This window comes from Streptomyces sp. NPDC093598 (assembly GCF_044764825.1).
Classification (GTDB): domain Bacteria; phylum Actinomycetota; class Actinomycetes; order Streptomycetales; family Streptomycetaceae; genus Streptomyces.
On record NZ_JBIWIV010000027.1, the window covers coordinates 1 to 24,362 of the forward strand.

The 24,362-nt window shown below is 70.8% G+C and carries 25 protein-coding genes; 11 read left to right on the forward strand and 14 right to left on the reverse strand.

Annotated features, from left to right (window positions below; all coding sequences use genetic code 11):
* From ACIRDU_RS37845 to solA, 7 genes are all read right to left on the reverse strand, one after another.
* The coding region (locus ACIRDU_RS37845; protein WP_403588627.1) for an FAD-dependent oxidoreductase at positions 1 to 278 on the reverse strand (278 nt) is incomplete at its 3' end.
* A gap of 108 nt (positions 279 to 386) precedes the next feature.
* Positions 387 to 1,226 carry an ABC transporter permease gene (locus ACIRDU_RS37850; protein WP_403588629.1) on the reverse strand — a complete coding sequence of 280 codons (840 nt, stop codon included), beginning with the start codon at positions 1,224 to 1,226 and terminating at the stop codon, positions 387 to 389.
* The gene (locus ACIRDU_RS37855) at positions 1,223 to 2,125 is read right to left on the reverse strand and encodes an ABC transporter permease (protein WP_403588631.1); all 903 of its coding nucleotides are present in this window, start codon (positions 2,123 to 2,125) and stop codon (positions 1,223 to 1,225) included. Before ACIRDU_RS37855 ends, ACIRDU_RS37850 begins: the two co-directional genes overlap by 4 nt.
* Positions 2,126 to 2,129: 4 nt before the next feature.
* The gene (locus tag ACIRDU_RS37860; RefSeq protein WP_403588633.1) at positions 2,130 to 3,266 is read right to left on the reverse strand and encodes an ABC transporter ATP-binding protein; all 1,137 of its coding nucleotides are present in this window, start codon (positions 3,264 to 3,266) and stop codon (positions 2,130 to 2,132) included.
* On the reverse strand, positions 3,259 to 4,356 hold the full coding sequence (locus ACIRDU_RS37865; protein ID WP_403588635.1) for an extracellular solute-binding protein: 1,098 nt from the start codon (positions 4,354 to 4,356) through the stop codon (positions 3,259 to 3,261). Before ACIRDU_RS37865 ends, ACIRDU_RS37860 begins: the two co-directional genes overlap by 8 nt.
* Positions 4,357 to 4,439: 83 nt before the next feature.
* A complete protein-coding gene (locus ACIRDU_RS37870) occupies positions 4,440 to 5,114 on the reverse strand; it encodes a haloacid dehalogenase type II (RefSeq protein WP_403588637.1) in 675 nt (224 codons plus the stop codon).
* 81 nt (positions 5,115 to 5,195) lie between these two features.
* The gene (solA, locus tag ACIRDU_RS37875) at positions 5,196 to 6,335 is read right to left on the reverse strand and encodes an N-methyl-L-tryptophan oxidase (protein WP_403588639.1); all 1,140 of its coding nucleotides are present in this window, start codon (positions 6,333 to 6,335) and stop codon (positions 5,196 to 5,198) included.
* A gap of 283 nt (positions 6,336 to 6,618) precedes the next feature.
* Here solA and ACIRDU_RS37880 point away from each other — a divergent pair, with 283 nt between their 5' ends.
* Positions 6,619 to 8,241, forward strand: coding sequence for a PucR family transcriptional regulator (locus ACIRDU_RS37880; protein WP_403588641.1), 1,623 nt, complete (start codon positions 6,619 to 6,621; stop codon positions 8,239 to 8,241).
* 263 nt (positions 8,242 to 8,504) lie between these two features.
* On the opposite strand, the gene ACIRDU_RS37885 is transcribed toward ACIRDU_RS37880, so the two are convergent.
* Together ACIRDU_RS37885 and ACIRDU_RS37890 are read right to left on the reverse strand one after the other, a co-directional pair.
* Positions 8,505 to 9,683 carry an acyl-CoA dehydrogenase family protein gene (locus ACIRDU_RS37885; protein ID WP_403588643.1) on the reverse strand — a complete coding sequence of 393 codons (1,179 nt, stop codon included), beginning with the start codon at positions 9,681 to 9,683 and terminating at the stop codon, positions 8,505 to 8,507.
* Positions 9,684 to 9,801: 118 nt separating this feature from the next.
* On the reverse strand, positions 9,802 to 10,176 hold the full coding sequence (locus tag ACIRDU_RS37890) for a ferredoxin (RefSeq protein ID WP_403588645.1): 375 nt from the start codon (positions 10,174 to 10,176) through the stop codon (positions 9,802 to 9,804).
* Positions 10,177 to 10,303: 127 nt separating this feature from the next.
* Between ACIRDU_RS37890 and ACIRDU_RS37895 the strand changes: the two genes are divergently transcribed.
* From ACIRDU_RS37895 to ACIRDU_RS37930, 8 genes are all read left to right on the forward strand, one after another.
* On the forward strand, positions 10,304 to 10,663 hold the full coding sequence (locus ACIRDU_RS37895; protein ID WP_403588647.1) for a DUF6479 family protein: 360 nt from the start codon (positions 10,304 to 10,306) through the stop codon (positions 10,661 to 10,663).
* Positions 10,664 to 10,735: 72 nt separating this feature from the next.
* Positions 10,736 to 11,089, forward strand: a complete 354-nt coding sequence (locus ACIRDU_RS37900) for a hypothetical protein (RefSeq protein WP_403588649.1) — start codon at positions 10,736 to 10,738, stop codon at positions 11,087 to 11,089.
* A 161-nt stretch (positions 11,090 to 11,250) separates the two neighbouring features.
* Positions 11,251 to 11,757 (forward strand): SigE family RNA polymerase sigma factor, encoded by a 507-nt coding sequence (locus ACIRDU_RS37905; RefSeq protein ID WP_403588651.1) that lies wholly within the window; start codon positions 11,251 to 11,253, stop codon positions 11,755 to 11,757.
* 11 nt (positions 11,758 to 11,768) lie between these two features.
* Positions 11,769 to 12,290 carry a cellulase gene (locus ACIRDU_RS37910; protein ID WP_403588653.1) on the forward strand — a complete coding sequence of 174 codons (522 nt, stop codon included), beginning with the start codon at positions 11,769 to 11,771 and terminating at the stop codon, positions 12,288 to 12,290.
* Between the two features lie 158 nt (positions 12,291 to 12,448).
* Entirely contained in the window at positions 12,449 to 13,723 is a 1,275-nt protein-coding gene (locus ACIRDU_RS37915) for a glycosyltransferase (RefSeq protein ID WP_403588655.1), read from the forward strand.
* On the forward strand, positions 13,720 to 14,982 hold the full coding sequence (locus ACIRDU_RS37920) for a hypothetical protein (protein WP_403588657.1): 1,263 nt from the start codon (positions 13,720 to 13,722) through the stop codon (positions 14,980 to 14,982). The genes ACIRDU_RS37915 and ACIRDU_RS37920 overlap by 4 nt, the downstream gene beginning before the upstream one ends.
* 124 nt (positions 14,983 to 15,106) lie before the next feature.
* Positions 15,107 to 16,771, forward strand: a complete 1,665-nt coding sequence (locus ACIRDU_RS37925) for a purine-cytosine permease family protein (RefSeq protein WP_403588659.1) — start codon at positions 15,107 to 15,109, stop codon at positions 16,769 to 16,771.
* Between the two features lie 169 nt (positions 16,772 to 16,940).
* On the forward strand, positions 16,941 to 17,504 hold the full coding sequence (locus tag ACIRDU_RS37930; RefSeq protein ID WP_403588661.1) for a hypothetical protein: 564 nt from the start codon (positions 16,941 to 16,943) through the stop codon (positions 17,502 to 17,504).
* 57 nt (positions 17,505 to 17,561) lie between these two features.
* Here the strand turns inward: ACIRDU_RS37930 and ACIRDU_RS37935 are convergent, their stop codons facing one another.
* Complete coding sequence (locus ACIRDU_RS37935) at positions 17,562 to 18,143, reverse strand: hypothetical protein (RefSeq protein WP_403588663.1); 582 nt, start codon at positions 18,141 to 18,143, stop codon at positions 17,562 to 17,564.
* 565 nt (positions 18,144 to 18,708) lie between these two features.
* On the opposite strand from ACIRDU_RS37935, the gene ACIRDU_RS37940 reads away from it, so the two are divergent.
* Positions 18,709 to 19,230, forward strand: coding sequence for a DUF6174 domain-containing protein (locus ACIRDU_RS37940; RefSeq protein WP_403588665.1), 522 nt, complete (start codon positions 18,709 to 18,711; stop codon positions 19,228 to 19,230).
* A 16-nt stretch (positions 19,231 to 19,246) separates the two neighbouring features.
* On the opposite strand, the gene ACIRDU_RS37945 is transcribed toward ACIRDU_RS37940, so the two are convergent.
* The 3 genes from ACIRDU_RS37945 to ACIRDU_RS37955 form a co-directional block, all read right to left on the reverse strand.
* Positions 19,247 to 19,837 (reverse strand): hemerythrin domain-containing protein, encoded by a 591-nt coding sequence (locus tag ACIRDU_RS37945; RefSeq protein ID WP_403588667.1) that lies wholly within the window; start codon positions 19,835 to 19,837, stop codon positions 19,247 to 19,249.
* Positions 19,838 to 19,848: 11 nt separating this feature from the next.
* Complete coding sequence (locus ACIRDU_RS37950) at positions 19,849 to 21,048, reverse strand: hypothetical protein (RefSeq protein ID WP_403588669.1); 1,200 nt, start codon at positions 21,046 to 21,048, stop codon at positions 19,849 to 19,851.
* A 134-nt stretch (positions 21,049 to 21,182) separates the two neighbouring features.
* Positions 21,183 to 22,472: a PP2C family protein-serine/threonine phosphatase gene (locus ACIRDU_RS37955; protein WP_403588671.1), complete on the reverse strand. Its 1,290-nt coding sequence runs from the start codon at positions 22,470 to 22,472 to the stop codon at positions 21,183 to 21,185.
* A gap of 189 nt (positions 22,473 to 22,661) precedes the next feature.
* On the opposite strand from ACIRDU_RS37955, the gene ACIRDU_RS37960 reads away from it, so the two are divergent.
* Complete coding sequence (locus ACIRDU_RS37960) at positions 22,662 to 23,012, forward strand: hypothetical protein (protein ID WP_403588703.1); 351 nt, start codon at positions 22,662 to 22,664, stop codon at positions 23,010 to 23,012.
* Between the two features lie 17 nt (positions 23,013 to 23,029).
* Here ACIRDU_RS37960 and ACIRDU_RS37965 read toward each other — a convergent pair whose 3' ends face one another.
* A complete protein-coding gene (locus ACIRDU_RS37965; RefSeq protein ID WP_403588673.1) occupies positions 23,030 to 24,124 on the reverse strand; it encodes a glutamate--cysteine ligase in 1,095 nt (364 codons plus the stop codon).
* Positions 24,125 to 24,362: the final 238 nt, after the last annotated feature.

Sequence of the window (24,362 nt, forward strand, 5' to 3'; positions counted from 1 at the left end):
TCGCGGGCCCGCTCCAGTCCGTACCGGCGGATGGCCTGGCGTACACCGATGGTGAAACCGAGGTTGGCCATGCCGCCGTTGCGCGCGGAGGCACCGGAACCGATCTGGCCCTTCTCCACGAGGGTGACGCGGGCGCCCTTGCGGGCGGAGTGCAGGGCGGTGGACAGGCCGGTGAGACCAGCGCCGACGACCACGAGATCGGTGTCTTCGGGCAGTGGCTTGCCGGAGCGGTCGGGGAACGGACCGGCGGTTTCTATCCAGAACGGGATCGTCTTCATGTGCGGTCTCCTGCGGGAGGGCTTCTGGGGGCGTCGCGGCCGGGCGCACTGGGCTGCCCGGCCGACGGCTCTGTCGACTGGGTGGCGCGGTCCGTGCCGACCGAAGGGTCAGGTGAGGGGTTCGACGGGGAGGGCGCTCTGGCCGTTGCGGTGGCCGCCGAGTTTGCGGACGAGGGCTACCAGGGCGAGGGCGAGGATGGCCAGGGCGATCAGGACCGCGCTGACGGCGGTGACGGTCGGGTCGACGTCGAACTGCAGGGCGTTGAAGACCAGGACCGGCAGGGTGCGGGTGTCGGGGGTGGAGAGGAACTGGGCGATGAAGAACTCGTCAAAGCTGGTGATGAAGGAGAACACCGCTGCCGCGATCAGGCCGGGGGTGGCCAGCGGGAAGGTGATGCGGCGGGCGATGGTCATCCGGGAGGCGCCCATGCTGGCGGCGGCGTCTTCGAGGCGTTCGTCGATGCCCTTCAGGGTGGAGATCAGGATGAGGATCGCGATGGGTGCGGCGAGCACGGTGTGGCCGAGGGCGATGGCCAGGGGGCTGCCGAGCATGCCGGCCGGTTCGAAGAACAGGAACAGGCCGAGCGCGATGACCACCTGGGGGATGAGCATGGGGGCCAGGACCAGGCCGTAGACGGCCGCGTGCAGAGGCAGCCGGCCACGGGCCAGGGCGGTGGCGGCGGTCACTCCCAGGATCAGGGAGAACACGGTGGTCAGGGAGGCGACCAGGCTGGACAGGGCGATCGAGGTGGCCCAGTTCCCGCCCGGGGCGAGCATCTGCTCGTACCAGTGGGTGCTGTACTGCTTGGGCGGGAAGGTGCCGATGCCGTCCGCGCCGAAGGAGGTGACCAGGATGATGACGATGGGCATCGCCAGGAACAGCAGGATCGCGATGGCGCTCAGGGCGCGGCCGATGTGTCCGGCCCGGGTGGGAGGCAGTTCCATCATGAGCTGCTCCTTCGTGTGTGCGCCTTCTTGCGGCGGAGCTTGGCCAGGCCGAGCACGCCCAGGCCGGCGAAGGTGAGCAGGAGCAGGATGACGCCGAAGGCGGCGGCGGAGTTCCACTGGTCCTGCTTCATCACCTGCTGGTCGATCAGGGCCGCGACGACGGTCTGCTTGTCGCCGCCCATCAGGGCGGGGGTGATGTAGTAGCCCAGGCAGAGGATGAAGCTGAGCAGGCCCGCGGTGCCGATACCGGGCGCGACCAGTGGCAGGTAGATGCGGCGAAAGATCGTCAGCCGTGACGCGCCGAAGCCCGCCGCTGCGGCGAGGAGCCGGCCGTCGACGCCGCGCATCACGCCCTGCAGCACGAGGACGGTGTAGGGGAGCATCACCGAGGTGGTGCCGATGACCACACCGGTCTCGTTGTACAGCAGCGAATACGGCGCACCGGGCAGATGCACGGAGGTGGCCATGGTGTTGATGATGCCGTGTTCACCGAGCATGATGATCCACCCGTAGGTGCGCACCAGGGCACTGATGAAGTGCGGCACGACCACGATCAGCATGGCCAGGGCGGCGAAGACGGGCCGCATCCGGGCGATGGCATGTGCCAGCACGAACCCCACCAGAAGGCTGAGCACCGCGGTCTCGGCGGAGATGCGCAGGGTGGAGAGCAGCACGGACAGGTTCACGCCGCTGAGGGCGTCGGTGTACCAGTGCAGGGTGAACCCGCCACTGTCGCCCTCCAGGCTGAGGGAGAGCACCCCGATGATCGGGTAGACGAACAACACCAGCAGGAACACCGTGACGGGGACGGCGTTGACCAGGGCGATGCGGGAGCGGTGTCCGCGCTTCCCGGACGCTTTCACACGCACCTTGGCGGGTGCGACAACGGTGCCGGCCACGGGCTCACTCCCCGTCCGACTCGTCGAAGACACTGACGTCCTCACGCTCAGCGGTCACACAGACCCGCTCGCCGGGGCGGGGCGGGCTCGCGGCGGTCTCGATCCGCAGCGGCGGCGTGCCGGGGGCGGCGCCGTCCAGGCGGACGGTGATCCGGGTCAGCGAGCCGACGTAGACGGCCGTTTCGACCGTGCCGGTACAGCAGCCCTCCTCGGCGCTGACCAGGCGCAGCTTGCCCGGCCGCACCGCGGCACGCACCCGCTGCCCCGGGGCACAGGCATGAGCTCGGGCTTTGAGGAGACCGCCGGTGTCGAGACGGACCGGGGTGCATCCGTCCGCCGTCGATTCCTCGACCTTGCCGGTGAGGAAGTTGGCCGCGCCCAGGAAGTCCGCCACGAACGGGGTGCGGGGGCGTTCGAACAGGCCGCGGGGGGTGTCGAACTGCTCGATGCGGCCGTCCTTCATGATGGCGATACGGTCCGACAGGACCAGCGCCTCCTCCTGGTCGTGCGTGACGTAGATGACGGTCAGGCCGAGTTCGCGCTGGATGGACTTGATCTCGGTCTGCATCTGGTCACGCAGCTTCTTGTCCAGCGCGCCCAGCGGCTCGTCCATCAGCACGATGGGTGGGCGGTAGACCAGCACCCGGCACAGGGCGACACGCTGCTGCTGCCCGCCGGACAGCTCACGGGGCTTGCGGCCGGCGAACTTCGACAGGCCCGCCGCCTCCAGGGTCTCCCCCACCCGGCGGCGGATCTCCGCCTTCTCCACCCCACGCAGCTGTAGCGGGAAGGCGACGTTCTCGCTGACGGTCATGTGGGGGAAGAGCAGGTACTGCTGGAAGACGAAACCGAAGTCACGCTTTCCGGGGTTGAGCTTGGTGATGTCCCGGCCGTCGACGGCGATGGTGCCGGAGTCGGGCTCGGTGAACCCCGCCAGCATCATCAGCGTGGTCGTCTTGCCGGAACCGGAGGAGCCGAGGAAGGTGACGAACTCACCCGCCGCGATCTCCATGTCCACACCGTCGACCACCGTCGTCCCGCTGTAGGACTTCCGCAGCCCCGCCACCGACAACGACTTCCCCGTCAGCGAGTTGCCCCCCGGAGCCAAGGCCGAGGCGAGAAGTTTGGTTCGCTCAGGCATCGGCCCACTCCCGCCAGCGCTTGGTGACCGCTTCCAGGTTCTTGTCCCACCAGGCCACATCGGTGTCGAACCCGGTCTTCAGGTTCTGGGGCGAGGTCGGCAGCGTGGCCAGGACATCGTCCGAGAGCAGCTTGGTGGCAGCGGGGACGACCGGGCCCTGCGGGAAGAGCTTGGCGAACGCCGCCTGCACCTCGGGGCGCAGGGAGAAGTCGATCAGCTGGTAGGCCGCGTCCGTGTTGCCCGCGCCCTTCGGGATTCCCCAGCCGTTGGTGAGCCGCCGGGCGCCGTTCCACTGGTAGGCGACCGGCATGCCCTGCTTGATCAGCTCGTCCGCGCGGCCGCTCCACAGGCTGGTCATCACCACCTCCTTGCGGCCCAGCAGCACCGCCGGAAGGGCGCCGGTGTTCCAGAACTTCTTCACCTCGCCGCGGATCCGCGACATCGAGGCGAACGCCCGGTCCACGTCCAGCGGATACAGCTTGTCCAGCGGCACCCCGTCGGCCAGCAGCGCGAACTCCAGCTCCGGGTAGTCCGCTTCAGCGCTCTGCAACGAGCGCTGACCGGCGAAAGAGTGGGTGTTCCAGAAGTCGGCCCAGCCCTTCGGTGCGCGCTTCAGACTGTCCGTGCGGTACGCCATCAGGCTCGCCCACACGTTCTTGCCGACCGCGTGCTCCGGCAGGTTGTGCTCCGCGATACCGGCACCCTTGACGCTCTTCAGCCGGTCGTGGTCCACCGCCTCCAGACAGTCCAGGCGCGCCATCTTCTGGAAGATCAGCAGCGAGTTGTCCATCAGGTCGACCTGCGGCCGGCCCTGCCTGACCTGGGCGATGACCTGCGCGGACTGGTAGTTGACCGTGGTGACCGTGATGCCGGTCTCCTTGGCGAACGGCTCGTAGATCGCCTTGGTGAGGGCGTCGTTGTAGGCGCCACCGCTGTTGCTGACGACGAGCCGCTTCTTGCTGCCACCGCTCGAAGAGCTGCGGCTCTCGCCGCTGCCCATGAGACTGCCGCATCCGGTCACTGCCGTGGCAGCGGCCAGAGCGCCTGCGGTGCGGAGTACGGTTCTGCGTCCTATCCGGTTGTCTTCCATGGCAGAGCCTCCTGGAGATCGCTGGGGGTACGGGGGATCCGTGCTGCGGGGACGTGCGGGTCCCGTACGGAGGGGCGGGGAGTTCAGATGCCGAGCATGCGGTTGACCTCGTTCAGGGACTTCACCGGCACGTAGTCGTAGCCGTGGGTCACGGGGTCGTAGCCGCGGTCCAGGAGGATCAGGTTGCGAAAGCCCATGTCGTGCATCGGCATCAGGTCGTAGCGGGTGTGCGAGGAGACGTGCACGAAGTCCTCGGGGGACGCGTCGAGCTGGTCGAGCATGTACTCGAAGGCGGCGTAGCGGGGCTTGTAGTAGCCGGCCTGCTCCGCGGTGAGGACCGTGTGGAAGTCCGCGCCGAGCCGGGGCACGCTCTCCTCGAGGAACGAGTCGTCGGCGTTGGACAGGATGACCAGCTTGTAGTTCTCGCCCATCGTCTTCAGCGGCTCCGGCACGTCCGCGTGCGGGCCCCAGCTGCGGACGCCGTCGGCGAACCGCTTGCCCGCGTCCGGGGCCGCCTTCAGGCCCCACTTGCGGCAGACCCGCTCGAAGGAGTCCTGAAGCACCTGCTCGTAGGCGTAGTACTCGCCGCGGACCTGGTCGTAGCGGTAGCCGCGGAACTCCCGGACGAACTGGTCCCACCGCTCGGCGGGGATCTGGTCGCCGACGAGCTCACGCGTGATGGGGGTGATCGGGTACTCGATCAACGTGCCGTAGCAGTCGAACGAGACGTACTTCGGCCGGAACGAGGGGTCGCTCATGAGGGTGCCTCACATGTGTTCGGGGAGGATGCGTTCGGGGAGAAAGTGTTCGGGGAGGACGGAGACTGAATCGGTTCGTGTTCAGGCGGCGCCGGCTCCGGCCGGGGCGAGGAAGCCGACGGGGTGCTCCGTCGTGCCGTCGAGCGCCAGGTCTGCGGCGATCTCTCCCATGGCGGGCGAGAGTTTGAAGCCGCTGCCGGAGAATCCGGCCATGACGACGATGTCGTCCTCGCCGGGGAGATGACCGACGAGCGGGTTACCGGAGGCGGTGTAGCCCTCCATGTAGACCGACAGCCGGATGGGGTCGGGGTTCAGGTCGGGCATCAGCTCGCCGATGAGCTCGCGGAAGGTGGCGAGTTCCTCCGGGCGGACCGTACGGTCGAGCCGCTCGGGGTCGGGTACGGGCAGATAGCGGGCGAAGGACAGGCCCAGCTTGACGGAGATGCCGTCGGGCGACGGTAGTCCGTAGCAGTCGTGGGGTGTGCTGCGGACGAAGGCGGGGGCGCCGCCGGCGAACCAGTCGTGGCGGGTGGGGATGTGCCAGGAGCTGATCAGCCGGCGGATGTCGACCGTCCGCGGAAGGTCGGGGAGCAGGGTGTTGACCCACGGGCCCACGGTCACCACCGCGGTGTCCACGTGGTCCGTGCCGTGGTCGGTGACGATGTGCACCCCGCCGCCTGCCGCGGGCGCTATCTCCCGCACCGGGGTGTAGCGGCGCAGCTGGGCGCCCAGTTGCTCGGCGCGGGCGGCGGCTGCCTGGATCGACGCTTCGGGCCTGATGATCGAACCCAAGCGGTCGAGTACGGCCGTGTGCCCGTCCGGGAGGCGGTGCTGCGGGTAGCGACGGGCGAGTTCCTCCCGGTCCAGCACCTCATGGTCCAGCCGGTGGGTGGTGCCGGCCGAGAGGAGGAGGCGCATGGACGGAGACGTGGTCTCGCCCATCACCAAGCATCCGCTGCGACGGCGCAGCGAGAACCCGGTTTCGCGCTGGAGCCGGTCCCACATCCGGTCGGCGAGCCGCAGCAGCGGGATGTACCCGGGATCACCCAGGTGCACGGCGCGGAAGATGCGGCTCTCGCCCCCGGCCGCGCCGCGGTCGTGACCCGGCGCGTACCGGTCGTAGCCGATGACCTCGGCTCCGCGGGCGGCGAGTCGCCACATGACCTGGCTGCCCATGCTGCCGGCGCCGATGACGGCGACGCGCTTGGGGATGCGGCGCATGAGGTCGCTCCTTTCGCCGGGGGTGGCATCGGTGGCAGTGGTTGCCCCCAGCACCGGGCGGACACCGTGCGGACTCTTCCGGTCCGTGTCCCGCTGGGGATGGCGTTCACTTTCGACCCGGGTGAACACGCAGGTCAACCCACACTCTGTTCCACCTCGCGGCCTTCTCGAGACGTTCTGTCACGGCGGACGTCCAGGCCTCGGAAAGTGCACTCCCCCCTCTTGTCACGGTGAGTGGCCGGTGCGAAGGTGACCCACGATCCCTCGGAAGAAAGCGCCCCCTATGCCGCCCAGACGTCCCGCAACCGGGCACTTCCTGACCATCACGGAGGTTCTGCGCCTGCCGGTGCTGGCCGAGGGGATGCCGCGTGTGCTGGCCGGTGCGTCACAGCTGCACCGTGCGGTGCGCTGGGTACATGTCACCGAGCTGCTCAACCCCGCCGACTTTCTCGAGGGTGGTGAGCTGGTGCTGACGACCGGCATGCCGTATCCGGAGGACGCCTCCAAGCTGCGGGACTACGTCGATCAGCTCGCCGATGTCGGCGCGGCCGGCCTGATCGTCGAGCTCGGTCACCGTTACCGGAAGGTGCCCGAGGAACTGGTGGCGGCCTGCCGGGCCCGTGAGCTGCCGCTGGTCGAGCTCGCCCGCGGCGTGCGGTTCATCGACGTCACGCAGACGGTGCACGCGCTCATCCTCGACGCCCAGGGGGCACTGCTGCGCCGCGGGAGGGACATCCAGGACATCTTCACCGCTCTGACGCTGCGGGGCGCGGGTCCGGAGGAGCTGGTGCACACCACCGCCGAGCTCACCGGAGCCCCGGTGGTACTGGAGGATCTCACCCATCGGGTCCTGATGTGCGAGCTTCTCGGCCGGCCGTACGAGCCGGTCGTGTCCGCCTGGGCCCGGCGCTCCCGGGCCGCGCCGACCCTGGAGAAGATCGCACCGAGTGGCCCGGAGGGGTGGCTGATCGCCCCGGTGCAGGACCACATGGGGCTGTGGGGGCGGCTGATCCTGCTGGACAGCCGGCTGAACCCGGAGCCCGACCCGGAGCACGTCCTGGTCCTGGAGCGTGCGGCGGTCGCGCTGACCATGGCACGCCTGGCCGGGCCGGCCTGGTGGGAGCGCCGGGCCCACCGCTCCGTGCTGCGGGATCTGTGCGAACGGCGCTTCCGCTCCCCGGCGGACGCCCGCGCCCGCGCGGAGGCCTTGGGCTTGCCGGCCTTCGGGCACCGCCTCTTCGCCGTGGTCATCCGCCACACCCGGCCCGGCGGCGAGGGCGAGCAGCTCGACGAGCGGATCGCGAAGGCTCTGACGCAGACCGGCATCCGCGCACTGGTCGGCGAGACGGCGCCGGGCCGGATCGGTGTACTCCTCGCACTGGCGCAGGCCAGCGCCTGGCAGCCGGTCGCCGAGCGGATCGGCCGGCTCGCCCGCGAGGAACTCGGTCCGCAGGCCGTCGTAGCCGTCGGCCCTGGCGTGACCGACCTCTCCGGGATCGCCCGGTCGTGGCAGGAGGCCGAGCAGACGGCCGAGGCCATCACACCGGCGTCCCCGGAGCGGTGGTTCTACGTCCCCGCCGATGTCGAGCTGCCGGAACTCCTGGGCGTCCTGCGCGAGGACACCCGCCTCCAGCGCTACGCGGAACGGCAGCTGACCCGCCTCATCGAGCACGACGACCGCAACAGCGGCGACCTGCTGCCCGCGCTGCGCGCCTATCTGACGGCCGCCGGGAACAAGTCGGTCGCGGCGAAGCTGGCCGGCATGTCCCGGCAGGCGTACTACCAGCGCCTCCACACCATCGAACGGCTCCTGGGCTGCGACCTGGAATCAGGCCTTCAGCGCACGTCCCTGCACGTCGCGGTGCTGGTCCTGGACGCACGAGAGGCGGCTGGTCCCGGCGCGTGACGGGCACGCCGACATCGCGCGGAGTAGCCGGCAGGGGGCGGCGGGCCCTCACCCGTCCGTCAGCGCCGCACCCGTCCGTGTGACCACAGTCGGCTTGGCCATGAGGCCGGCTCTCGTATGACTGCGCTGCCATGACTGCGCTGACATGACGAGATGAGGCAGCTGGAAGATCCGAGAGGAAACCGGCTGGGGCCAGGATTCCCCTGAATCCCCGTGCCGACTATCCGCGGTATGTGACAACGAGCGTCTGTGGTCACAGTCCGTCAGCGCCGCACCCTCGGCATCCCCAGGCCGATCCACGAGATGATCTCCCGCTGGATCTCGTTGTTGCCGCCGCCGAAGGTGAAGATCACCGCAGAGCGGTAGCCGCGTTCCAGTTCGCCGTGCAGGACCGCGCCGGCCGAACCCTCCTTCAGGGCGCCGGCTGCCGCGACGATCTCCATGAGCCAGGCGTAGGCGTCGCGGCGCGCCTCGGAGCCGTAGACCTTGACGGCTGAGGCCTCCTGCGGGGTGAGGGTGCCGTCCTGGACCGCGCCGACCATCTGCCAGTTGAGCAGTTTCAGCGCGTCCAGCCGGGCGTGGGTGCGGGCCAGGAGGCGGCGTACCCAGGGCAGGTCGGCGACGCGGCGGCCGTCGGAGAGCTTGGTCTCCATCGCCCAGCGCTGCACGTCGTGCAGGGCTCGGATCGCCATGGTGCCGTGGGCGGCCAGGGTCACGCGCTCGTGGTTGAGCTGGTTGGTGATCAGCCGCCAGCCCTGGTTCTCGGCGCCGACCCGGCGGGAGACGGGGACGCGGACGTTCTCGTAGTAGCTGGCGGTGGTGTCGTGCGAGGCGAGGGTGTTGATCAGGGTGCAGGAGTAGCCGGGGTCGGTGGTCGGCACCAGGAGCATGGTGATGCCCTTGTGCGGCGGGGCGTCCGGGTCGGTGCGTACGGCCAGCCACACCCAGTCGGCCGTGTCGCCGTTGGTCGTCCATATCTTCTGGCCGTCGACGACGTACTCGTCGCCTTCCCGTACCGCCCTGGTGCGCAGTGACGCGAGGTCGGTGCCCGCGCCGGGCTCGCTGTAGCCGATGGCGAAGTCGATCTCGCCGGAGAGGATCTTCGGCAGGAAGTACGCCTTCTGCTCGTCCGTGCCGTACTGCATGATCGTCGGCCCCACGGTGTTCAGCGCCATGAGCGGCAGCGGTACGCCGGCCTGGGCGGCCTCGTCGAAGAAGATGAACTGCTCCATCGCCGTCAGGCCGCGCCCGCCGTACTCCTCGGGCCAGCCCACGCCGAGCCGGCCGTCCGCGCCGAGCCGCCGGATGGTCTCGCGGTAGAACCGCTTCCGGGCGTCCGGGTCGTCGTGCCGGGCGTACGCGTGGTCCGGGACCAGTTCGGCGAAGTAGGACCGCAGTTCGGTGCGCAGCCGCTGCTGCTCGGGCGTGTATTCGAGGTGCACGGCGCCTCCAGGCTCCCAAGGCCGGTCCTGTCGGCGCACACCGTAGAACGTGTTTCAGAAATTGGGAATGGCGTTGCCGGTTCAGCGTTGCCGGTTCCGCGTTGTCCGTTCAGCGTTGTCAGTTCAGCGTGGCGAGGAAGTCCGTGCATGCGCGCGCGCACGCACGGCAGGCCGCCGCCGAGTCCTCCGCTCCTGGTTGCCGGTCGAAGACGTGGGCGGCCTCCAGGCACACGGTCCGGCACCACTCCACCTGGACTCGGATGCTGCCCTCGTCCACCTGGTTCTGCTCGGACAGCACGCGGCAGGTCGCGTCGCAGACCTCCGCGCACATGATGCCCTTGCGCCGTACGAGTTCCTGATTCTCGGTGCCGTCCGGATCCACGAGGCTCGCGCGCAGCGCGCACGCCCGGGCGCACTCGGTGCACGCCTGCGCACACGCAAAGCGGTCCTCCAGGAACCGGAACAGCTCCTGCTGGGATGTCGTCGAAGTCACACCGCGCGGGTAGCCCCGGTCGATGCCGGTCAAACCGGTGTTCCCCCGCCAAGAACCGCTCACCGACCGGCCCGCTCGCTGTCGAGGGGGCCGGGTTCATGGTGAGGACCAGGGGTACCCGCGTGCCATGAATAACGCATGGATGGAGTTGGCCGCGGGCGGGAGCGCCCCCGGCTTCGGGTTCGTCGTGACGGGTCTGGTGGTCGTGGCCCTGCTGCTGGGCGCCTTCATCCTGGGCCTGCGGCACAAGCGCCGGCGCCCGCCGCGGCCCGACGAGCAGCCCAGGCTCCCCGACGGCGGCCCGGTCCGCGAGACGCTGGAGCGCCGCGAGCCCGACGAGATGCCGAGAAGTGAGGAGCGTCTGACGCCGCACGAGCTGAAGACACACGGCAACCAGAGCGACCGGACCAGTGCCTCGCAGACGCGTCCGCGCTGGAACGAGGGCAGCAGCGGTGGCTTCGGCAGCGGCGGCCCGGGAGCCCGCTGAGCCACAGGTGCCGCCGGGTTCCCAGCCGGCCACCCGGTCGCACAAGACGTCGTACACAGGGAAGTGAGAACCATGGCCGATCCCGCCCGCAGCGCCCTGCCACTGCCCGACTACGACCATCTGCCGATCGGCGGCCTGGAGAGCCGCGTGCGGTCGCTGTCCGGGGACGAGGTCGAGCAACTGCTCGCGTACGAGCGGTCGCACGCCGACCGGCTGCCGGTGACCCGGCTGCTCGACTCACGGCTCGATCAGTTGCGCGCGGGCGCGCAGCCGACGTCCGGCGACCCGAACGCCCTGCGGCCTGAAACGGGGCAGGGCGGTCAGGGAGGCTCGCCCGTGTCGCCCGCGACATCGCCACAGCCGCACAGCCCGCCGCCGCACGGCACGCCCGACCAGCCGGCCCAGCCGAAGGGTGACCGCACGTAGGAAGCCGAACCGGACAAGGGGCCCGTGCCTGCGCACGGGCCCCTTTTCCATGCCCTGCCCCCGGCGAAGTGAGGTGGATCACAGGTTTGGAGTGCAGCGTGGGGTGGGGTCCAGCGTCTTTCCACAGGTGTAGGGGGCCACTGAGACGCAGGACGGTGAGGATGGAGCAGGTTCGGGCGGACGGCTTCGACGAGTTCGCGGCCGCCCGTTGGTCGGCGCTGCTCCATGTCGCGCGTCTGCTCACGGGGGGCGACCGGCAGCGGGCCGAGGATCTGGTGCAGGAGGCCTTGGTCAAGCTGTGGTTCGCCTGGCCGAAGGTCGCCGAGCAGGCTCCGGAGGCGTACGTCCGCACGGTGCTGGTACGACTGGCGGCTCGCTCGGGGCGGCGGCGCTGGTGGGGGGAGCGCCCGGTGGAGCAGCTGCCCGACCGGGCCGACGTGAACGACATGTCGTCCGCCGTAGCGGAGCGATCGCGGCTGGAGGCGGCGCTGGCCCTGCTCTCGCCGAAGCAGCGGGCGGCGGTGGTGCTGCGCTACTACGAGGACCTGCCCGAGGCCCAGGTCGCCCAGGCGCTTGGCTGCCCGGTGGGCACCGCCCGGTCCCACGCGTCACGCGGAGTCGCACGGCTCCGCCGGATTCTGTCCGACGCCGTCAGGCCCATGGGGTGAAAGGAGAACCGATGGACGACTTCGAGCGGGACCTGTCGCGGCTGATGCGCGACACCCAGCAGCACACCCCTTACGAGCCCGCGCACCGGCAGCGGCTGCACGCGGGGATCCGGGCCCGCCGCAGGTCGCGGTTGCTGTGGAAGGCGGGCGGTTCCGCCGTGGCGGTGGCCGGGCTCAGTGTCGGGCTGGCCCTGCTCCCCAGCCTGGGCACCCGGGCCCAGCCCGCCGATCGCCGGCCGCAGCCGGCGACGAGCCCGACGACTTCGCACGACAACAGGCCCACGGCCGACGCGCCGAGTCCGAGCTCCACCCCTACCCAGCCCGGGTCGTCGGCGCCCGCCACCACGCCCGGCCGCGGCACACCGTCCGGTGGCACGACCCCGCCGAGCGGCCCGACCCCGACCGCCACGGCCACCGCCCGCCACACCACATCGACACCGGCCACACCCCCGCCGCCCTCCGCGACACCCACGAGTGTCCCGCCCTCGGTCCTGGAGTCGAAGGAGCCCTCCGCGTCGGCCTCCACCGAGTAGCCGGCTGAGCGGCCCTTCCCGTCAGGGGCACCCTCGCCCCGAAACCACCTCTCGCACCACCCGCCACGGGCGCCCTCGGCATGCCCGCAGACGGCGCCCGCGCATGACCCACGCCAGAACGCGCATGCCCCGCGCCAGAAAGAAGCCGTGAATCAGCCATGAGAACCGCACGGCGGCCGGCCCTGATCGACCGCCCGATACCCGAGCCGGCCACGCTGCCCCGCCGGGCGCCACTGCCCGCGCACCACCCGGAACCCGTTCTCGACGTGGTCGTTCCGGTGTACAACGAGGAGAACGACCTGGAGCCCTGCGTCCGTCGCCTGCACGCGCACCTCGGCGACACCTTCCCCTACGCCTTCCGGATCACCATCGCCGACAACGCCAGCACCGACCGCACCCCGCGGATCGCCGCACGGCTGGCCGCCGAACTGCCCGGCACGCACTGGATCCGGCTCGCGGAGAAGGGCCGGGGCCGTGCGCTGCACACGGCGTGGTCGCGTTCCGACGCGCCCGTTCTGGCGTATCTGGACGTGGACCTGTCCACCGACCTCGCCGCGTTGCTGCCGCTGGTCGCGCCGCTGATCTCGGGCCACTCGGACATCGCCATCGGCACCCGGCTGGCCCGTGGCTCGCGGGTGGTGCGCGGGCCGAAGCGGGAGATCATCTCCCGCTGCTACAACGGGCTGCTGCGCGGCACCCTCGCCGTGGGCTTCTCCGACGCGCAGTGCGGGTTCAAGGCGGTGCGGCGGGACGTCGCCGAGCGGCTGCTGCCGCTGGTGGAGGACCGCGAGTGGTTCTTCGACACCGAGTTGCTGGTCATCGCCGAGCGCGCGGGGCTGCGGATCCACGAGGTGCCGGTGGACTGGGTGGACGACCCCGACAGCCGGGTCCACCTCCTCTCCACGGCGCTGGCCGATCTGCGGGGCATGGCCAGGCTCGGCCGGGCCCTGGCCTGCGGCAGGCTGCCGCTGACCGCGCTACGCCGCAGCGGCGGCGACCTCTCCGGGGAGCTGCCGGCGGGCTTGGCCCGGCAGGTGGTGCGTTTCGCCGCCGTCGGTGCCGCCAGCACCCTGTGCTATTTGCTGCTGTACACCGGGCTCAGACCGGTGACGGGAGCCCAGGCCGCCAACGCCCTCGCCCTGCTCGCCAGCGCGATCGCCAACACGGCGGCCAACCGGCGGCTCACGTTCGGGGTCCGGGGCCGCGGCGGCGCACTCCGCCACCACCTCAAGGGCCTTGCCGCCTTCCTGGTCGGGCTGACCCTCACCAGCGGTTCGCTGGCCGTCCTCCACCACACCGCGCCGGGGGCCGGCCACCGGGTCGAGCTGGTGACGCTGATCGCCGCCAACCTGGCCGCGACGCTGCTGCGCTTTCTTCTCTTCCGGGCCTGGGTGTTCCCGGCCCGCCGTACGACAGGACCCTCCGCCGTATGAGCACCGTCCAGCTGCGTCGCCCGGCCTCCGGCATCGACCGGCCCGAAGTCCCCCGCGCCTCCCGGGAGTTCCGGCCGCGGCTGCGCGCCGCAGTCGTGCGCTACGGGCCCGTGCTGCTGACGTACGGCGTGCTGAAGCTGGCCGGCTTCGCCGTCTTCATGTACCTGCTGGATTCCGCGGGAGACTTCCGGAAGAAGAACCCGCGCTTCGGCGGCGGCGAGCACGCCTGGGACGTCCTGGCCAGCTGGGACGGCTGGTGGTACCAGCAGATCGCCGAGCACGGGTACGACCCCGCCCTCGAGCCGGTCCCGGGCGCGACAGGCCTGATCACACTGGAGGGCAACTCGGCGGCGTTCTTCCCGCTGTACCCGACGCTGATGCGGCTGGTCTCGGAGTGCACCGGGCTCGGCCTGTACGGCGCCGGCATGACGGTCTCCGTCATCGCCTCGTTCGCCGCCGCGCTCGGCATCTACACCGTGACGAATCGCCTGGGCGGCCACCGGGCCGGGCTGGTCGCGGCCGGGCTGTGGGCGGTCTGGCCCGGCTCGGGCACGGAGTGGTCGGGCTACTCGGAGTCCCTCTACACGGCCCTCGCCGCATGGGCCTGTCACGCCGTCATGACCCGCCGCTGGCTCACCGCCGGGCTGCTGACCTGTGCGGCCGGGCTCTGCCGGCCCACCGCCGTCGCGCTGGTCGCCGCGCTCGCCGTCGCCGCGACGCTGTCCTTGCGCCGACGTGCGGACGGGGTCCGTCGTCCCCTGGCCGCGGTGGCGATCGCGCCACTGGGCCTGTTCGGGTACCTGGCCTGGGTCAACTACCGCATGGGCGACATCAACGGCTACTCCAAGCTCCAGGACGGCGCCTGGGCCCACGAGTTCGACTGGGGAGTCCACACGTTCAACGTGCTGACGTCCATCCCGGTGGGCCGTTTCGACTATCTCTTCGCGATGCCTTTCGAGGATGTCATCGGCGTCTGCGTGGTGCTGATGGTGCCGGTGCTGACCGTGCTGCTGGTGCGCCTGCGACCGCCTGCCGTGCTCGTCGTCTACACGGTCCTCTCCTACCTCATGGTGATGACCACCCAGCAGTACTTCGGCAACGTCTCGCGCTATCTGCTTCCGCTGTTCCCGCTGTTCGTCCCGCTCGCTCTCGCGATGCGCCGGCTCAGATGGCCGTCCCTGGCCGCGGTCCTCGGCACGGCAGCGCTGGCCTCCGGGTCGTATGCGGGATACGTGCTGTTCGAACTGGGAGTGCCGTAAACCGCCCGGCGCCCGGTGAGATGGCTCCGAAACATTCCCTTCACGCAGGAAGTATTTAGGGGTAACGACCGCTGCCTACCGTGCCTGCCTTGGCAGTCACCGACCCGCAGCAAGGAGGCGTGGCATGAGTACCGAGCCGCGACTGGCCGTAGTGGCCGAGCCGGAACCCGCACAGCAGGCAGCACCGGACACGGACCAGGCCGTCAAGGAGACCCTCGAGGACTACACGCTCCGCTTCGCGCCGCGCAGTTACCGGCGCTGGACCCCGATGGTGGTGGCGACGACCGCGCTCGGCGGCATCGCCTACATGGCCGACTTCTCCATCGGCGCCGGCATCGGCCTGGCCCACGGCACCGGCAACGCGCTGCTCGCGATCGCCGTCGCCGCCGTCGTCATCTTCGTGACCGGCTTCCCGCTGGCCTACTACGGGGCCCGTTACAACATCGACCTGGACCTGATCACCCGCGGCTCGGGCTTCGGCTACTTCGGCTCGGTCCTCACCAGCGTCATCTTCGCCAGCTTCACCTTCATCTTCTTCGCCCTCGAAGGCTCGATCATGGCCCAGGGCCTGAAGCTGGGCCTCGGACTGCCGCTCTGGCTGGGCTATTTGGTCTCCACGCTGATGGTGATCCCGCTGGTGATCTACGGCATGACGGCGTTGAGCAAGCTCCAGGTGTGGACCACCCCGATCTGGCTGCTGCTGATGGTCGGCCCGCTGGTCTACCTGGTCACCACCGACCCGGGCACCGTCGACCGCTTCCTCGCCTACGCGGGCACCGACGGGGACGGCGGCATCAACACCGCCTCCGTGCTGCTCGGCGCGGGCGTGTGCCTGTCGCTGATCGCGCAGATCGGCGAGCAGATCGACTACCTGCGCTTCATGCCGCCCAAGACCGAGGCGAACAAGCGCAGTTGGTGGACCGCCGTGGTGATGGCCGGCCCGGGCTGGGTGGTACTGGGCGCGCTGAAGCAAGCCATCGGCGTGTTCCTCGCGGTGTACATCATCGCCGAGGTCGGTGCCTCCGCCGCGCCCGAGCCGATCCAGCAGTTCAAGGGCGCCTTCGACGCGATGATGCCGTCCTGGCTCGTCGTCCCGCTGGCCGTGGTGCTCGTCGTCATCAGCCAGATCAAGATCAACGTGACGAACGCGTACTCCGGCTCGCTCGCCTGGACGAACTCCTTCACCCGGGTCACCCGGCGCTACCCGGGCCGGATGGTCTTCGTGCTGGTCAACCTGGGCTTCGCGCTCGCCCTGATGGAAGCCGACATGTTCAGCTTCCTCAACAGCATCCTGGGCTTCTACTCGAACTGCGCGATCGCCTGGGTGGTCACCGTGGCCACCGACATCGGCATCAACAAGTACCTGCTGAAGCTGTCCCCGCACGCCCCCGAGTTCCGCCGCGGCATGCTCTACGCCGTCAACCCCGTCGGGGTCGTCGCCTTCGTCGCCGCCTCGGGACTGTCCATCGCCATGTACTTCCACGCCCTCGGTGACACGCTCCAGCCGTACTCCCCCGTCGCCGCGGCCGTCATCGCCTTCGTCCTCACGCCGCTGATGGCCGTGGTCACCAAGGGCCGGTACTACCTGCGCCGCACCGACGACGGCATCGCCGAGCCCCTCCTGGACGAGGACGGCAACCCCAGCGCCGTCACCTACGAGTGCCATGTGTGCCGGCAGCAGTTCGAGCGGCCGGACGTGGCGGCCTGCCGCACCCACGACGCGGTCGTGTGCTCGCTGTGCCTGAGCACCGACAAGGTCGGCGACCACGTCCTGCCGGCCGCGGTCTGACCGGCGGCGAGGGCGCGGCCGGGCGCTCCCCCGCCGTACGGCACGTACCAAGTCGGTCTCGGAGGCTCTGTGCGGGTCCGGAGGGGGCGGCGGCTCCGGGACCGGGGCGGCATACTGATCTCGCGCCGCGCAGTGATCAGGCCGACGGTCGGAGAGGGGATGACGGGACGTGACCACCGAAGAGCCGGACGGGCGGGGGGCTTCCCACGAGCCGCCCGGCGGTCCCCCGGTCCCCGACGACGTATGGCTGAGGTTCCTCACGGACAGTGAGTCCGCCATACGTGTCTCCGCTCCCAGGGAACCCTCCGCCGAGGAACGGGCGGCGGGGCGCCGGCTCCAGCCCCCGCACGCCGTCGGTGACCTGTGGCAGCCGGAGGACCTGTGGGTGCGCGTGGCATGGCGGGACCTGGACCGCCGTGCCAAGGCCCGGCGCGCGGGACGGGTCGTGGCCACCGCCGCCGCCGTTGCCGTGGCCCTGGGGGCCTGGTCCCAGCTGGCCACCGGCGCGGGCCCGGGCCAGCGGCCCGGCGAGAGCACGGTGCGACAGGTCGAGGGGGCGACCGCGCGGCAGCCCACCGCCACCCCTCTCCCTGCCGCGTCCCCCTTCCCGTCGGCGTCCCGACAGCCCACGCGGGACGGGTACGGTTCCGCCCCGCAGCCAGGGGTGACGGCACCGGGTCCGCCGGGCGCGCACGAGGCATCCGACGACCAGGAGGCGGTGGGCCGCAGCTGAGCGTGCCGCCGGAGTCACCGGCGAGCAGTCCGGCGGACGGCCGTCATGCCGTCGCGCTCAGCCCGTCTTCCAACCCCTGCGGGTGTCGATCCGCTCCCACTCCGCGTCCCACTGGGCCATGCGCCGCCGGTCGAGGCCCAGGCGGGTCAGCCATGCGGCTCCCAGGACCGTCCCGCCTGCGAGAACCCCTGCGAGCGCGCCACCCATGGCGATGTGCAGCCAGGCCTCGCCTTCGGACACCGGTGGGGTCGTGATGTCACCGCTCCGGTTCACCCAGAGGGAGACGGTGCTCCCGGCGGGAGCCCTGGGCGGCACCCGGGCCTCCTCCCGGTGTGTCGAACCGTCGGGCGCGGTCCACCGCACCTTGCCCCACACCCGGTGGTCGCTCGCCGCGCGGGCCGGCGACGGGCCGGGTGCCTCCTCGACGACCACCGCCGAGACCTGGCGGCTCTCGGCCCGCTGCCGTTCGACGGCCTGCTCGACGGTGCCCGCCGCCAGCAGCCCGGCGACCAGTCCGCCCAGCAGGGCGAGCACCCAGCCGGCGAGCACGACCCAGGCCTCGACGACGTCGACGCGCCGTTTGAGCGCGTTGCGTCGCCACCGCCACCACCGCACGGTCACACGCTCTGACGCTTCCATGGGCCGACACCCCCTCGTGAGCACCGGCAGCACCCTTCCAGTGTGCTCCTGACAGCGGCTGAAGCTCACCGATCAAGCGGGATCAGGCGGGAAACGCCGCAATCCGGACCCGGTCGCTCCCGGCGCCGGGGAGGAAGGAGGCCATCGCCCGCCCTTCCTCGGCGACGCTGGTTCCAGAGGGCGGTGCGCGTCATCGATGATCCGGCCGCGGTCGTAGTGGCCGAGGATCGCGTTCGAACGCCGGCAGAAACCGCACCGGGGAGGGGGTGCCTGGGTCGGGGCGCGGCGCGCCGGGCGGGTCGAGCAGTTCGCGGCCGCGTTCGTCGGCCACCGGCTCGGGGACGTCGGGGACTACTTCCTCAACGGCGCGCACCCTCCGCTCGTCCTTCCCGTCCGGCCACGCGACGACAGGCCGCCGGCTCGCGCCGCAGGGTGAATCGCCCCCGAGCGGGGCAGGAGGCCGAGCCGGCCGAGACGACGGTTGTGCGACCGGTCCGGGACCTCGCCGAACGTTCCCCGGGCGAGCGGCGTCATAGGCGTAGCCGTCGTCGAAAGGAATGCCGCCATGCCTGCCGTAGCCCGCGCCGCCCGAACCGTTTGCCGTGCCGTGCTGATCGGAGGGCTCGTCGGCTCGGTCGCCGCCTGCGGCACCGGGACGTCGACGTCCTCCGAGACGCAGAGCGCACCCGGTCGCAGTCGAGGCTCCTGGCAGGAGCCCGTCTCCTACACCTACACGCTCCGGTCGAGCGAAGGAGAGCGGAGCCTGCTCGGCACCTTCCGGATCTCGGTCCGCGACGGCGCCGTGGTGAAGGCGGTGGGCCTCGACGACACGGGACGCCGCACGGTCGCGAGCACCCCCGACGCCGTGCCCACGCTCGGCGGACTCCTCGCCGAGCTCGAGCAGGCGCGACGGGACGCCGCGGACACGGCCGAGGCGCAGTACGCGGCCGACGGCCATCCGGTGCGGATCGTCCTGGACTGCGAGGAGAACGCGGTCGACGACGAGGCCCGCTACGTCATCACCGCTTATGAGCCGGCCGACGGCCTGCGTGCCGGGGATCGCACCGACCCCCGGCCGGGAACATGATGCCGGCGACCGGCGCTCAGTCCTTGCCCATCGCCTTTCGGACCGCGTCCTTCGTACGGTCCACGAGGGCGGCGACGGGGCCGAGGGCCATATTGGCCGCGGCGGACTCGACGCCCGGGTGCGGGCGCGTGGGTGCCATCGCCTCGGCGGCCTTCACGGCCTTGGCCAGGGTCGCGAGGCCGTCGGCGTCGGTGCTCCGGCGGATGTGCGTGAACTCGTAGCGCTCCTCCGCCCGGGCGTGCTCCTGCACGTCCTTGCGCAGCTGCATCAGCTGCGGCATGAACTTCGGGTCGTCGGTGTCCAGTTCGTCCAGGGCGGCGAGGGTCTCCTTGGCGGCCCGCTCCTCGGCGAGCCGGTCCTCCACGACCTGCTCGCCACCGGGCAGGGCCCGCCGGGCGAAGGGATGCACGACCTCCTCCTCGGCGGTCTCGTGCACGGCCAGCAGCCGCACCAGGCGGCGGAAGGCCTCGCGGCGTTCCTCGCCCCGGCTCTGTTCGACCTCGTCGAAGAGGTTGCGGATGTCGCCGTGCTGGCGCATGAGGAGCGCGACCACGTCGGTGTCCGCGGCCCGGTCGTCGCCGGCCTGGGGGATGTGCGTCTCGGGCATGGCCGTCCGCCTCACTTCTCGCGCATCGCGGGGTCGGGGTGCTCGCCCTCGGACTGCACGCGGTACTCGCGGCCGAACATCTCGTCGTGCTGGGCCATCACCCGCTCGCTGGGCGGCTCCTCACCGCCGTGGATCTGCTCCTGCATCCTCTCGAACCGCTCGTGTGCCTCGCGCACATATCCGGCGCCGAGGGTGGTCAGGTCCATCTGGGTGTCCAGGAGTTCGCGCACGTACTGCTTGTTCGGCTCGAAGGTGAGCACGTTCGGCAGCTCCGGGGCGAGCACCTCCTGCGGCTCCCGGCCGTCGTGGCGGCGCATCAGGTCGCAGGCCGTGTGCAGGTGCTCCAGCTCCATGTTCAGGTGCAGCTCCCAGATCGCCTTGACCTTGGGGTCGCTCTCCTGCTGCATGAACGAGTAGTACAGGTAGCACTCGTTGTACTCGTGGTTGACCAGTTGCTCCCACCACGTCTCCCCGGGGTCGACGAGCGACTCGTAGTGGGTGACGTGCTCCTCCTCGATCAGGCCGATCTCCTGGTAGAGCTGCCGGGCGATCGGTTCCATGTAGGTGGGGCCGGTGTTCATGTAGAAGTTCATGGTCTGCTGCTCCGCCGCCATGATCGTCAGCGCGTGCAGCTTGGACAGCGGGTTCGTGCCGCTCTTGTCGTACGGGTCGCGGACGTTGTCGTACGGGTCGCGGTGGTGGTACTTCGTCGGCCGGCCCGGCATCACCTCGGTCAGGTCGTCGACGATCGACTCCGCCTTGCGGTGCTCGATCATCTCGTAGAGGTTGGCGTACCGGTACAGATGGTCGAAGTCCTCCAGCACGCCGAACTGGTACGCCTGCTTCAGGTACGGATCGGGCTCCATCCGCGCCACCCACGCCGTCAGGTCCACCGCGACCTGCTCGTAGGCGATCGTCGTCTCCAGGACCGAGGACACGCCGGGCAGCAGCCAGTTGACGGCCTTCTGCTGCTGCGCCTCGATGTAGCGGGTCCGGGCGAGCTGCCGCTTCACCTCCGGGTCGACGGTGTTGCGGGCGAGCTGGTGGCTGAAGAGGATGGCCTCCACCTCGATGCCGTTCATCGCGATGATGCGGCAGCGGGTGTACGGGTCGCAGCGGTCGGGGTCGATGGGCTGCACGTTCAGCTCGCGCCAGTTGCGGACCTGGCGGTCGAGCGGGATGCCCCGCTGTTCCAACGGGTTGAAACTCATGGACGGTCTCCTGGGGGGTGAAGGGACTCGCGCGCCGACGGAGTGCCCCGCCAGGGCCGGCGAGAACGCGTTCGTCTTCCCCACTGTTTCGCCCGGGTCGGTTTCCGGCCATCGCACGCACCCCAACCGGGTACTCACCGCACGAGGTCCCCCGCCGGTCCGCCGTCCTCGCGGGGGCCGTTCGACGACAGGCCGGTCAGGTCGGCCGCGGTGTCGGCCGGCTCCAGGTGCGGGCCGATCCACTCGCACAGCAGGACGGTGGCGTCGTCCTGGAGGCGGCCGTCGTGGTATGCGAGGACGGCCTGGATGAGGCGGCGCAGTGTCTCGGGGACGGGCAGACCGTCGGCGTGGTGGCGGATGAGGAAGTCGGCGAAGCGGGCCAGGCCGAACTCACGGTCACCGGAGCTGCGTGCCTCGGTGATGCCGTCGGTGTAGAGAACGATCCGGTCGCCGGGCTGGAGATGCTCCTCGCACATGATGCCGCGCAGGCCGAGGTCGGTGCCCATCGGGTGGGCGGGCGGGCAGGCGAGATGGGTGGTCCAGCGGTTGTCGCGGATGATGATCGGCGGGTGGTGGCCGCGGTTGACCCACCGCAGGACGCCGGTGCGGGTGTCGAGGGTGGCCAGGACTCCGGTGACGTAGCGCCGGTGGTCGTACTGTTCGAGGAGGGCGGCCTCGACGGCGTCGGCTTTTTCGAGGAGGCCTGCGCCTTGGCGGCGGGCCTGGCGGCAGGCGCCCAGGGCGAGGGCTCCGGACAGCCCGGCGGCCGTGTCGTGTCCCATCGCGTCGAAGATCGTCAGATGGACCAGGGGGCCGTCGACGGCGTACTCGAAGACGTCACCGCTGATGTCGTAGGCCGGTTCCAGGGACGCGGAGATCGCCACCCGTCCGTCGGCGTAGGTGCGCGGGGGCAGGGCGTTCCACTGCATCTCCGCCGCCACGCTCATCGGCCGTGCGCGAACCAGCTTGGCCAAGGCGTCGCTGGTGCCCCGCTTGCTGACGATGATCAGTGAGATGAGTGCCGCCAGCGCCTCCATGTCCGCGCGGGCGTCAGCGTCGTCGTGTTCGCTGCTCACCCGCAGCAGCCCGATGCGCTCCGTTCCGTCCAGCAGCGGCACCCACCACTCGAACACGCCGCCGGCCAGGGGTGCGGCGGGCAGGACGTCGCCGTACTGATAGGCCCGCCCGGCGACCGTCCCCTCGACGTTCAGCTCCGTCTCGTGCCCGTGGGACGCCGCCTCGTCCCCCGGGAGCAGGCGCAGGAGGTTGCGCTGCAGATCGGCCACGTAGATCAGCACCTCGTGGAAGGAGGCCGCGCGTGCGCACGCGGTCGCCTTGGCGGGAAGCAGTTCGATCGGCATGAGATGGCTGGCGTCCAGCAGGTCGGCGAGCATCCGCCGGCCGCCCTCGCCGCTCCGTTCCATCAGCGTTCACCTCCGATCGCCGCACGGGACGGCTACCCGCGAAACGGCGTCTCGGAGACCGGCGCGCGCACCCCGGCGACCGGGACGGTGAGGAAAGCGTCGGCTCTGTGAGGCTTTGAAGGACGACCTCCGGGTACTTCCACGGCCGAACGACCCGTCGACGAAGGAAACGGAGGCACGGAGGCCGTGTTGCTGTCCCATTCGCTCGATCGCGGAGTCCTCGTCATCACGGTCCATCAGGACCCCGGAATCGGCGGCCGTGCCACGCTCCTCACGAAGATCAGCGACCTCGTCCAGGCCTGCCGGCCGGCGCCGGTGGTCGTCCTCCTCGACGAGCGCGCCGCTCAGAGCGCGGTGGTCAGTGTGCTCCTGCGCGTCCACCGTCTGTGCAGCCGGCTGGGCACAGTGATGTCGGTGGCCACGCACAGCGCCCCCACCCGCCGCGCGCTCGAGGCACACGCCGACACCGCCGGCACGCGACTGGTCGTCCACGCCCGGGCCGACACCGCTGTCGCCGCCGCGTTCGCCGCGGCGGCCTGAGGGGGATGTGCGCGGCGTCACGGCAGGGTGCTCTGGGCGCTGATCAGTTCGGTGACCGCGCGCAGACCGCCGTGGGCGAGGGCGGCGCGCTGCCGGTCCGCGCCGGTGCCGTCCTGCAGCAACCGGTGGATCAGGGACGTGACCTGACGGGTGTCACCGGACGCGTCGAGGGCGGGAGCGACATGCCGCAGGAACTCGTAGAGCACGTCGCCCGCGCGGTGCGCCGTGCCGCCGGGGTCGATCAGGGTGTCGCTCAGCCCGTGCCGGGCGGCGTGCCACATGGCGGCCTGCAACAGCTCCGGCGCGCAGTCGGGCACGGGCGCGTCGGCGGCCGCTTCCGCCAGGGACGTCTCCACCAGAGCCCGGATGATCGCGGCGAGCATGACCGCCTCGTCCGCGCGCAGCTGGACGTCCGGGCACCGCACCTCGATGGTGGGGTAGGCGGCGGACAGGCGGGCCTGCCAGTAGAGCTGACCGGTGTCGGAGATCAGGCCGGCCTCCAGCAGCCGTTCCGCGCGCCGGTCGTAGTCCGCGGCGTCCCGGAAGTGCGGGGGCATGCCGCTGACCGGCCACCGGCTGAAGATCACCGTGCGCCAGCTCGCGAAGCCCGTGTCGTGGCCGTCCCACAGCGGAGAGTTCGCCGCCATGGCCGTCAGCGTCGGCAGCCGGCACCGGATCCGGTTCAGGACCTGCACTCCCGCCTCCCGGTCGGGCACGCCGACGTGCACGTGCGTGCCGTTGACCAGCTGCTCCGCCACCAGTTGCGGCGCCTGCACGACCATGGCCCGATAGCGGGCCTGGTCGGTGACGGCGATGGGACGGCCGTGCCGCAGCGGTGGTGTCCCGCAGACCCCGATCCGGCAGCCGTGCTCCTCGGCGGCCACGCCGACGGCATGCCGCAGACGCAGCAGATGGCCGCCGACCTCCTCCAGGGTGTCGCAGACCGGTGTGGCCACCTCGACCTGCGCCTGGAGCAGCTCGTACTGCACCTCCTGGTCGGTCACCAGATGCCCCACGCCTGCCGCGGCGCGCACTTTGTCCGCCTGAGGTACCGGCAGGCCCGTCACCGGGTCGAGCAGCAGGTACTCCTCTTCCACGCCGATCGTCGTCATCGACCACCCTCTGTTCCGCCCGGCGGCCGGGCCGGATCCGGCGTGCGAGAGGCGCGCCTCTCGCAGGAGGTCACCTCTCGGCGCACGCTCGTGGAGGACCGAGTGCCGCGATCACGGAGAGACAAAACATGACACAGACGCAGAAACCGCTTGCTCGGTCAAAGCCGTCGGCGCGGTGCCGTCGGCCGGACCGGGGTACTCGCGCACGGGCGGTCCAGCGGCTGCCGTCACGGTGCCG

What these genes read in the sequence shown, in the direction of transcription:
- ACIRDU_RS37850 (WP_403588629.1), bottom strand. Translation starts at nt 1,226, where the DNA reads ATGATGGAACTGCCTCCCACCCGGGCCGGACACATCGGCCGCGCCCTG.
- ACIRDU_RS37860 (WP_403588633.1), bottom strand. Translation starts at nt 3,266, where the DNA reads ATGCCTGAGCGAACCAAACTTCTCGCCTCGGCCTTGGCTCCGGGGGGC.
- ACIRDU_RS37865 (WP_403588635.1), bottom strand. Translation starts at nt 4,356, where the DNA reads ATGGAAGACAACCGGATAGGACGCAGAACCGTACTCCGCACCGCAGGC.
- ACIRDU_RS37870 (WP_403588637.1), bottom strand. Translation starts at nt 5,114, where the DNA reads ATGAGCGACCCCTCGTTCCGGCCGAAGTACGTCTCGTTCGACTGCTAC.
- solA (WP_403588639.1), bottom strand. Translation starts at nt 6,335, where the DNA reads ATGCGCCGCATCCCCAAGCGCGTCGCCGTCATCGGCGCCGGCAGCATG.
- ACIRDU_RS37880 (WP_403588641.1), top strand. Translation starts at nt 6,619, where the DNA reads ATGCCGCCCAGACGTCCCGCAACCGGGCACTTCCTGACCATCACGGAG.
- ACIRDU_RS37895 (WP_403588647.1), top strand. Translation starts at nt 10,304, where the DNA reads ATGAATAACGCATGGATGGAGTTGGCCGCGGGCGGGAGCGCCCCCGGC.
- ACIRDU_RS37900 (WP_403588649.1), top strand. Translation starts at nt 10,736, where the DNA reads ATGGCCGATCCCGCCCGCAGCGCCCTGCCACTGCCCGACTACGACCAT.
- ACIRDU_RS37905 (WP_403588651.1), top strand. Translation starts at nt 11,251, where the DNA reads ATGGAGCAGGTTCGGGCGGACGGCTTCGACGAGTTCGCGGCCGCCCGT.
- ACIRDU_RS37910 (WP_403588653.1), top strand. Translation starts at nt 11,769, where the DNA reads ATGGACGACTTCGAGCGGGACCTGTCGCGGCTGATGCGCGACACCCAG.
- ACIRDU_RS37915 (WP_403588655.1), top strand. Translation starts at nt 12,449, where the DNA reads ATGAGAACCGCACGGCGGCCGGCCCTGATCGACCGCCCGATACCCGAG.
- ACIRDU_RS37920 (WP_403588657.1), top strand. Translation starts at nt 13,720, where the DNA reads ATGAGCACCGTCCAGCTGCGTCGCCCGGCCTCCGGCATCGACCGGCCC.
- ACIRDU_RS37925 (WP_403588659.1), top strand. Translation starts at nt 15,107, where the DNA reads ATGAGTACCGAGCCGCGACTGGCCGTAGTGGCCGAGCCGGAACCCGCA.
- ACIRDU_RS37935 (WP_403588663.1), bottom strand. Translation starts at nt 18,143, where the DNA reads ATGGAAGCGTCAGAGCGTGTGACCGTGCGGTGGTGGCGGTGGCGACGC.
- ACIRDU_RS37940 (WP_403588665.1), top strand. Translation starts at nt 18,709, where the DNA reads ATGCCTGCCGTAGCCCGCGCCGCCCGAACCGTTTGCCGTGCCGTGCTG.
- ACIRDU_RS37945 (WP_403588667.1), bottom strand. Translation starts at nt 19,837, where the DNA reads ATGCCCGAGACGCACATCCCCCAGGCCGGCGACGACCGGGCCGCGGAC.
- ACIRDU_RS37950 (WP_403588669.1), bottom strand. Translation starts at nt 21,048, where the DNA reads ATGAGTTTCAACCCGTTGGAACAGCGGGGCATCCCGCTCGACCGCCAG.
- ACIRDU_RS37955 (WP_403588671.1), bottom strand. Translation starts at nt 22,472, where the DNA reads ATGGAACGGAGCGGCGAGGGCGGCCGGCGGATGCTCGCCGACCTGCTG.
- ACIRDU_RS37965 (WP_403588673.1), bottom strand. Translation starts at nt 24,124, where the DNA reads ATGACGACGATCGGCGTGGAAGAGGAGTACCTGCTGCTCGACCCGGTG.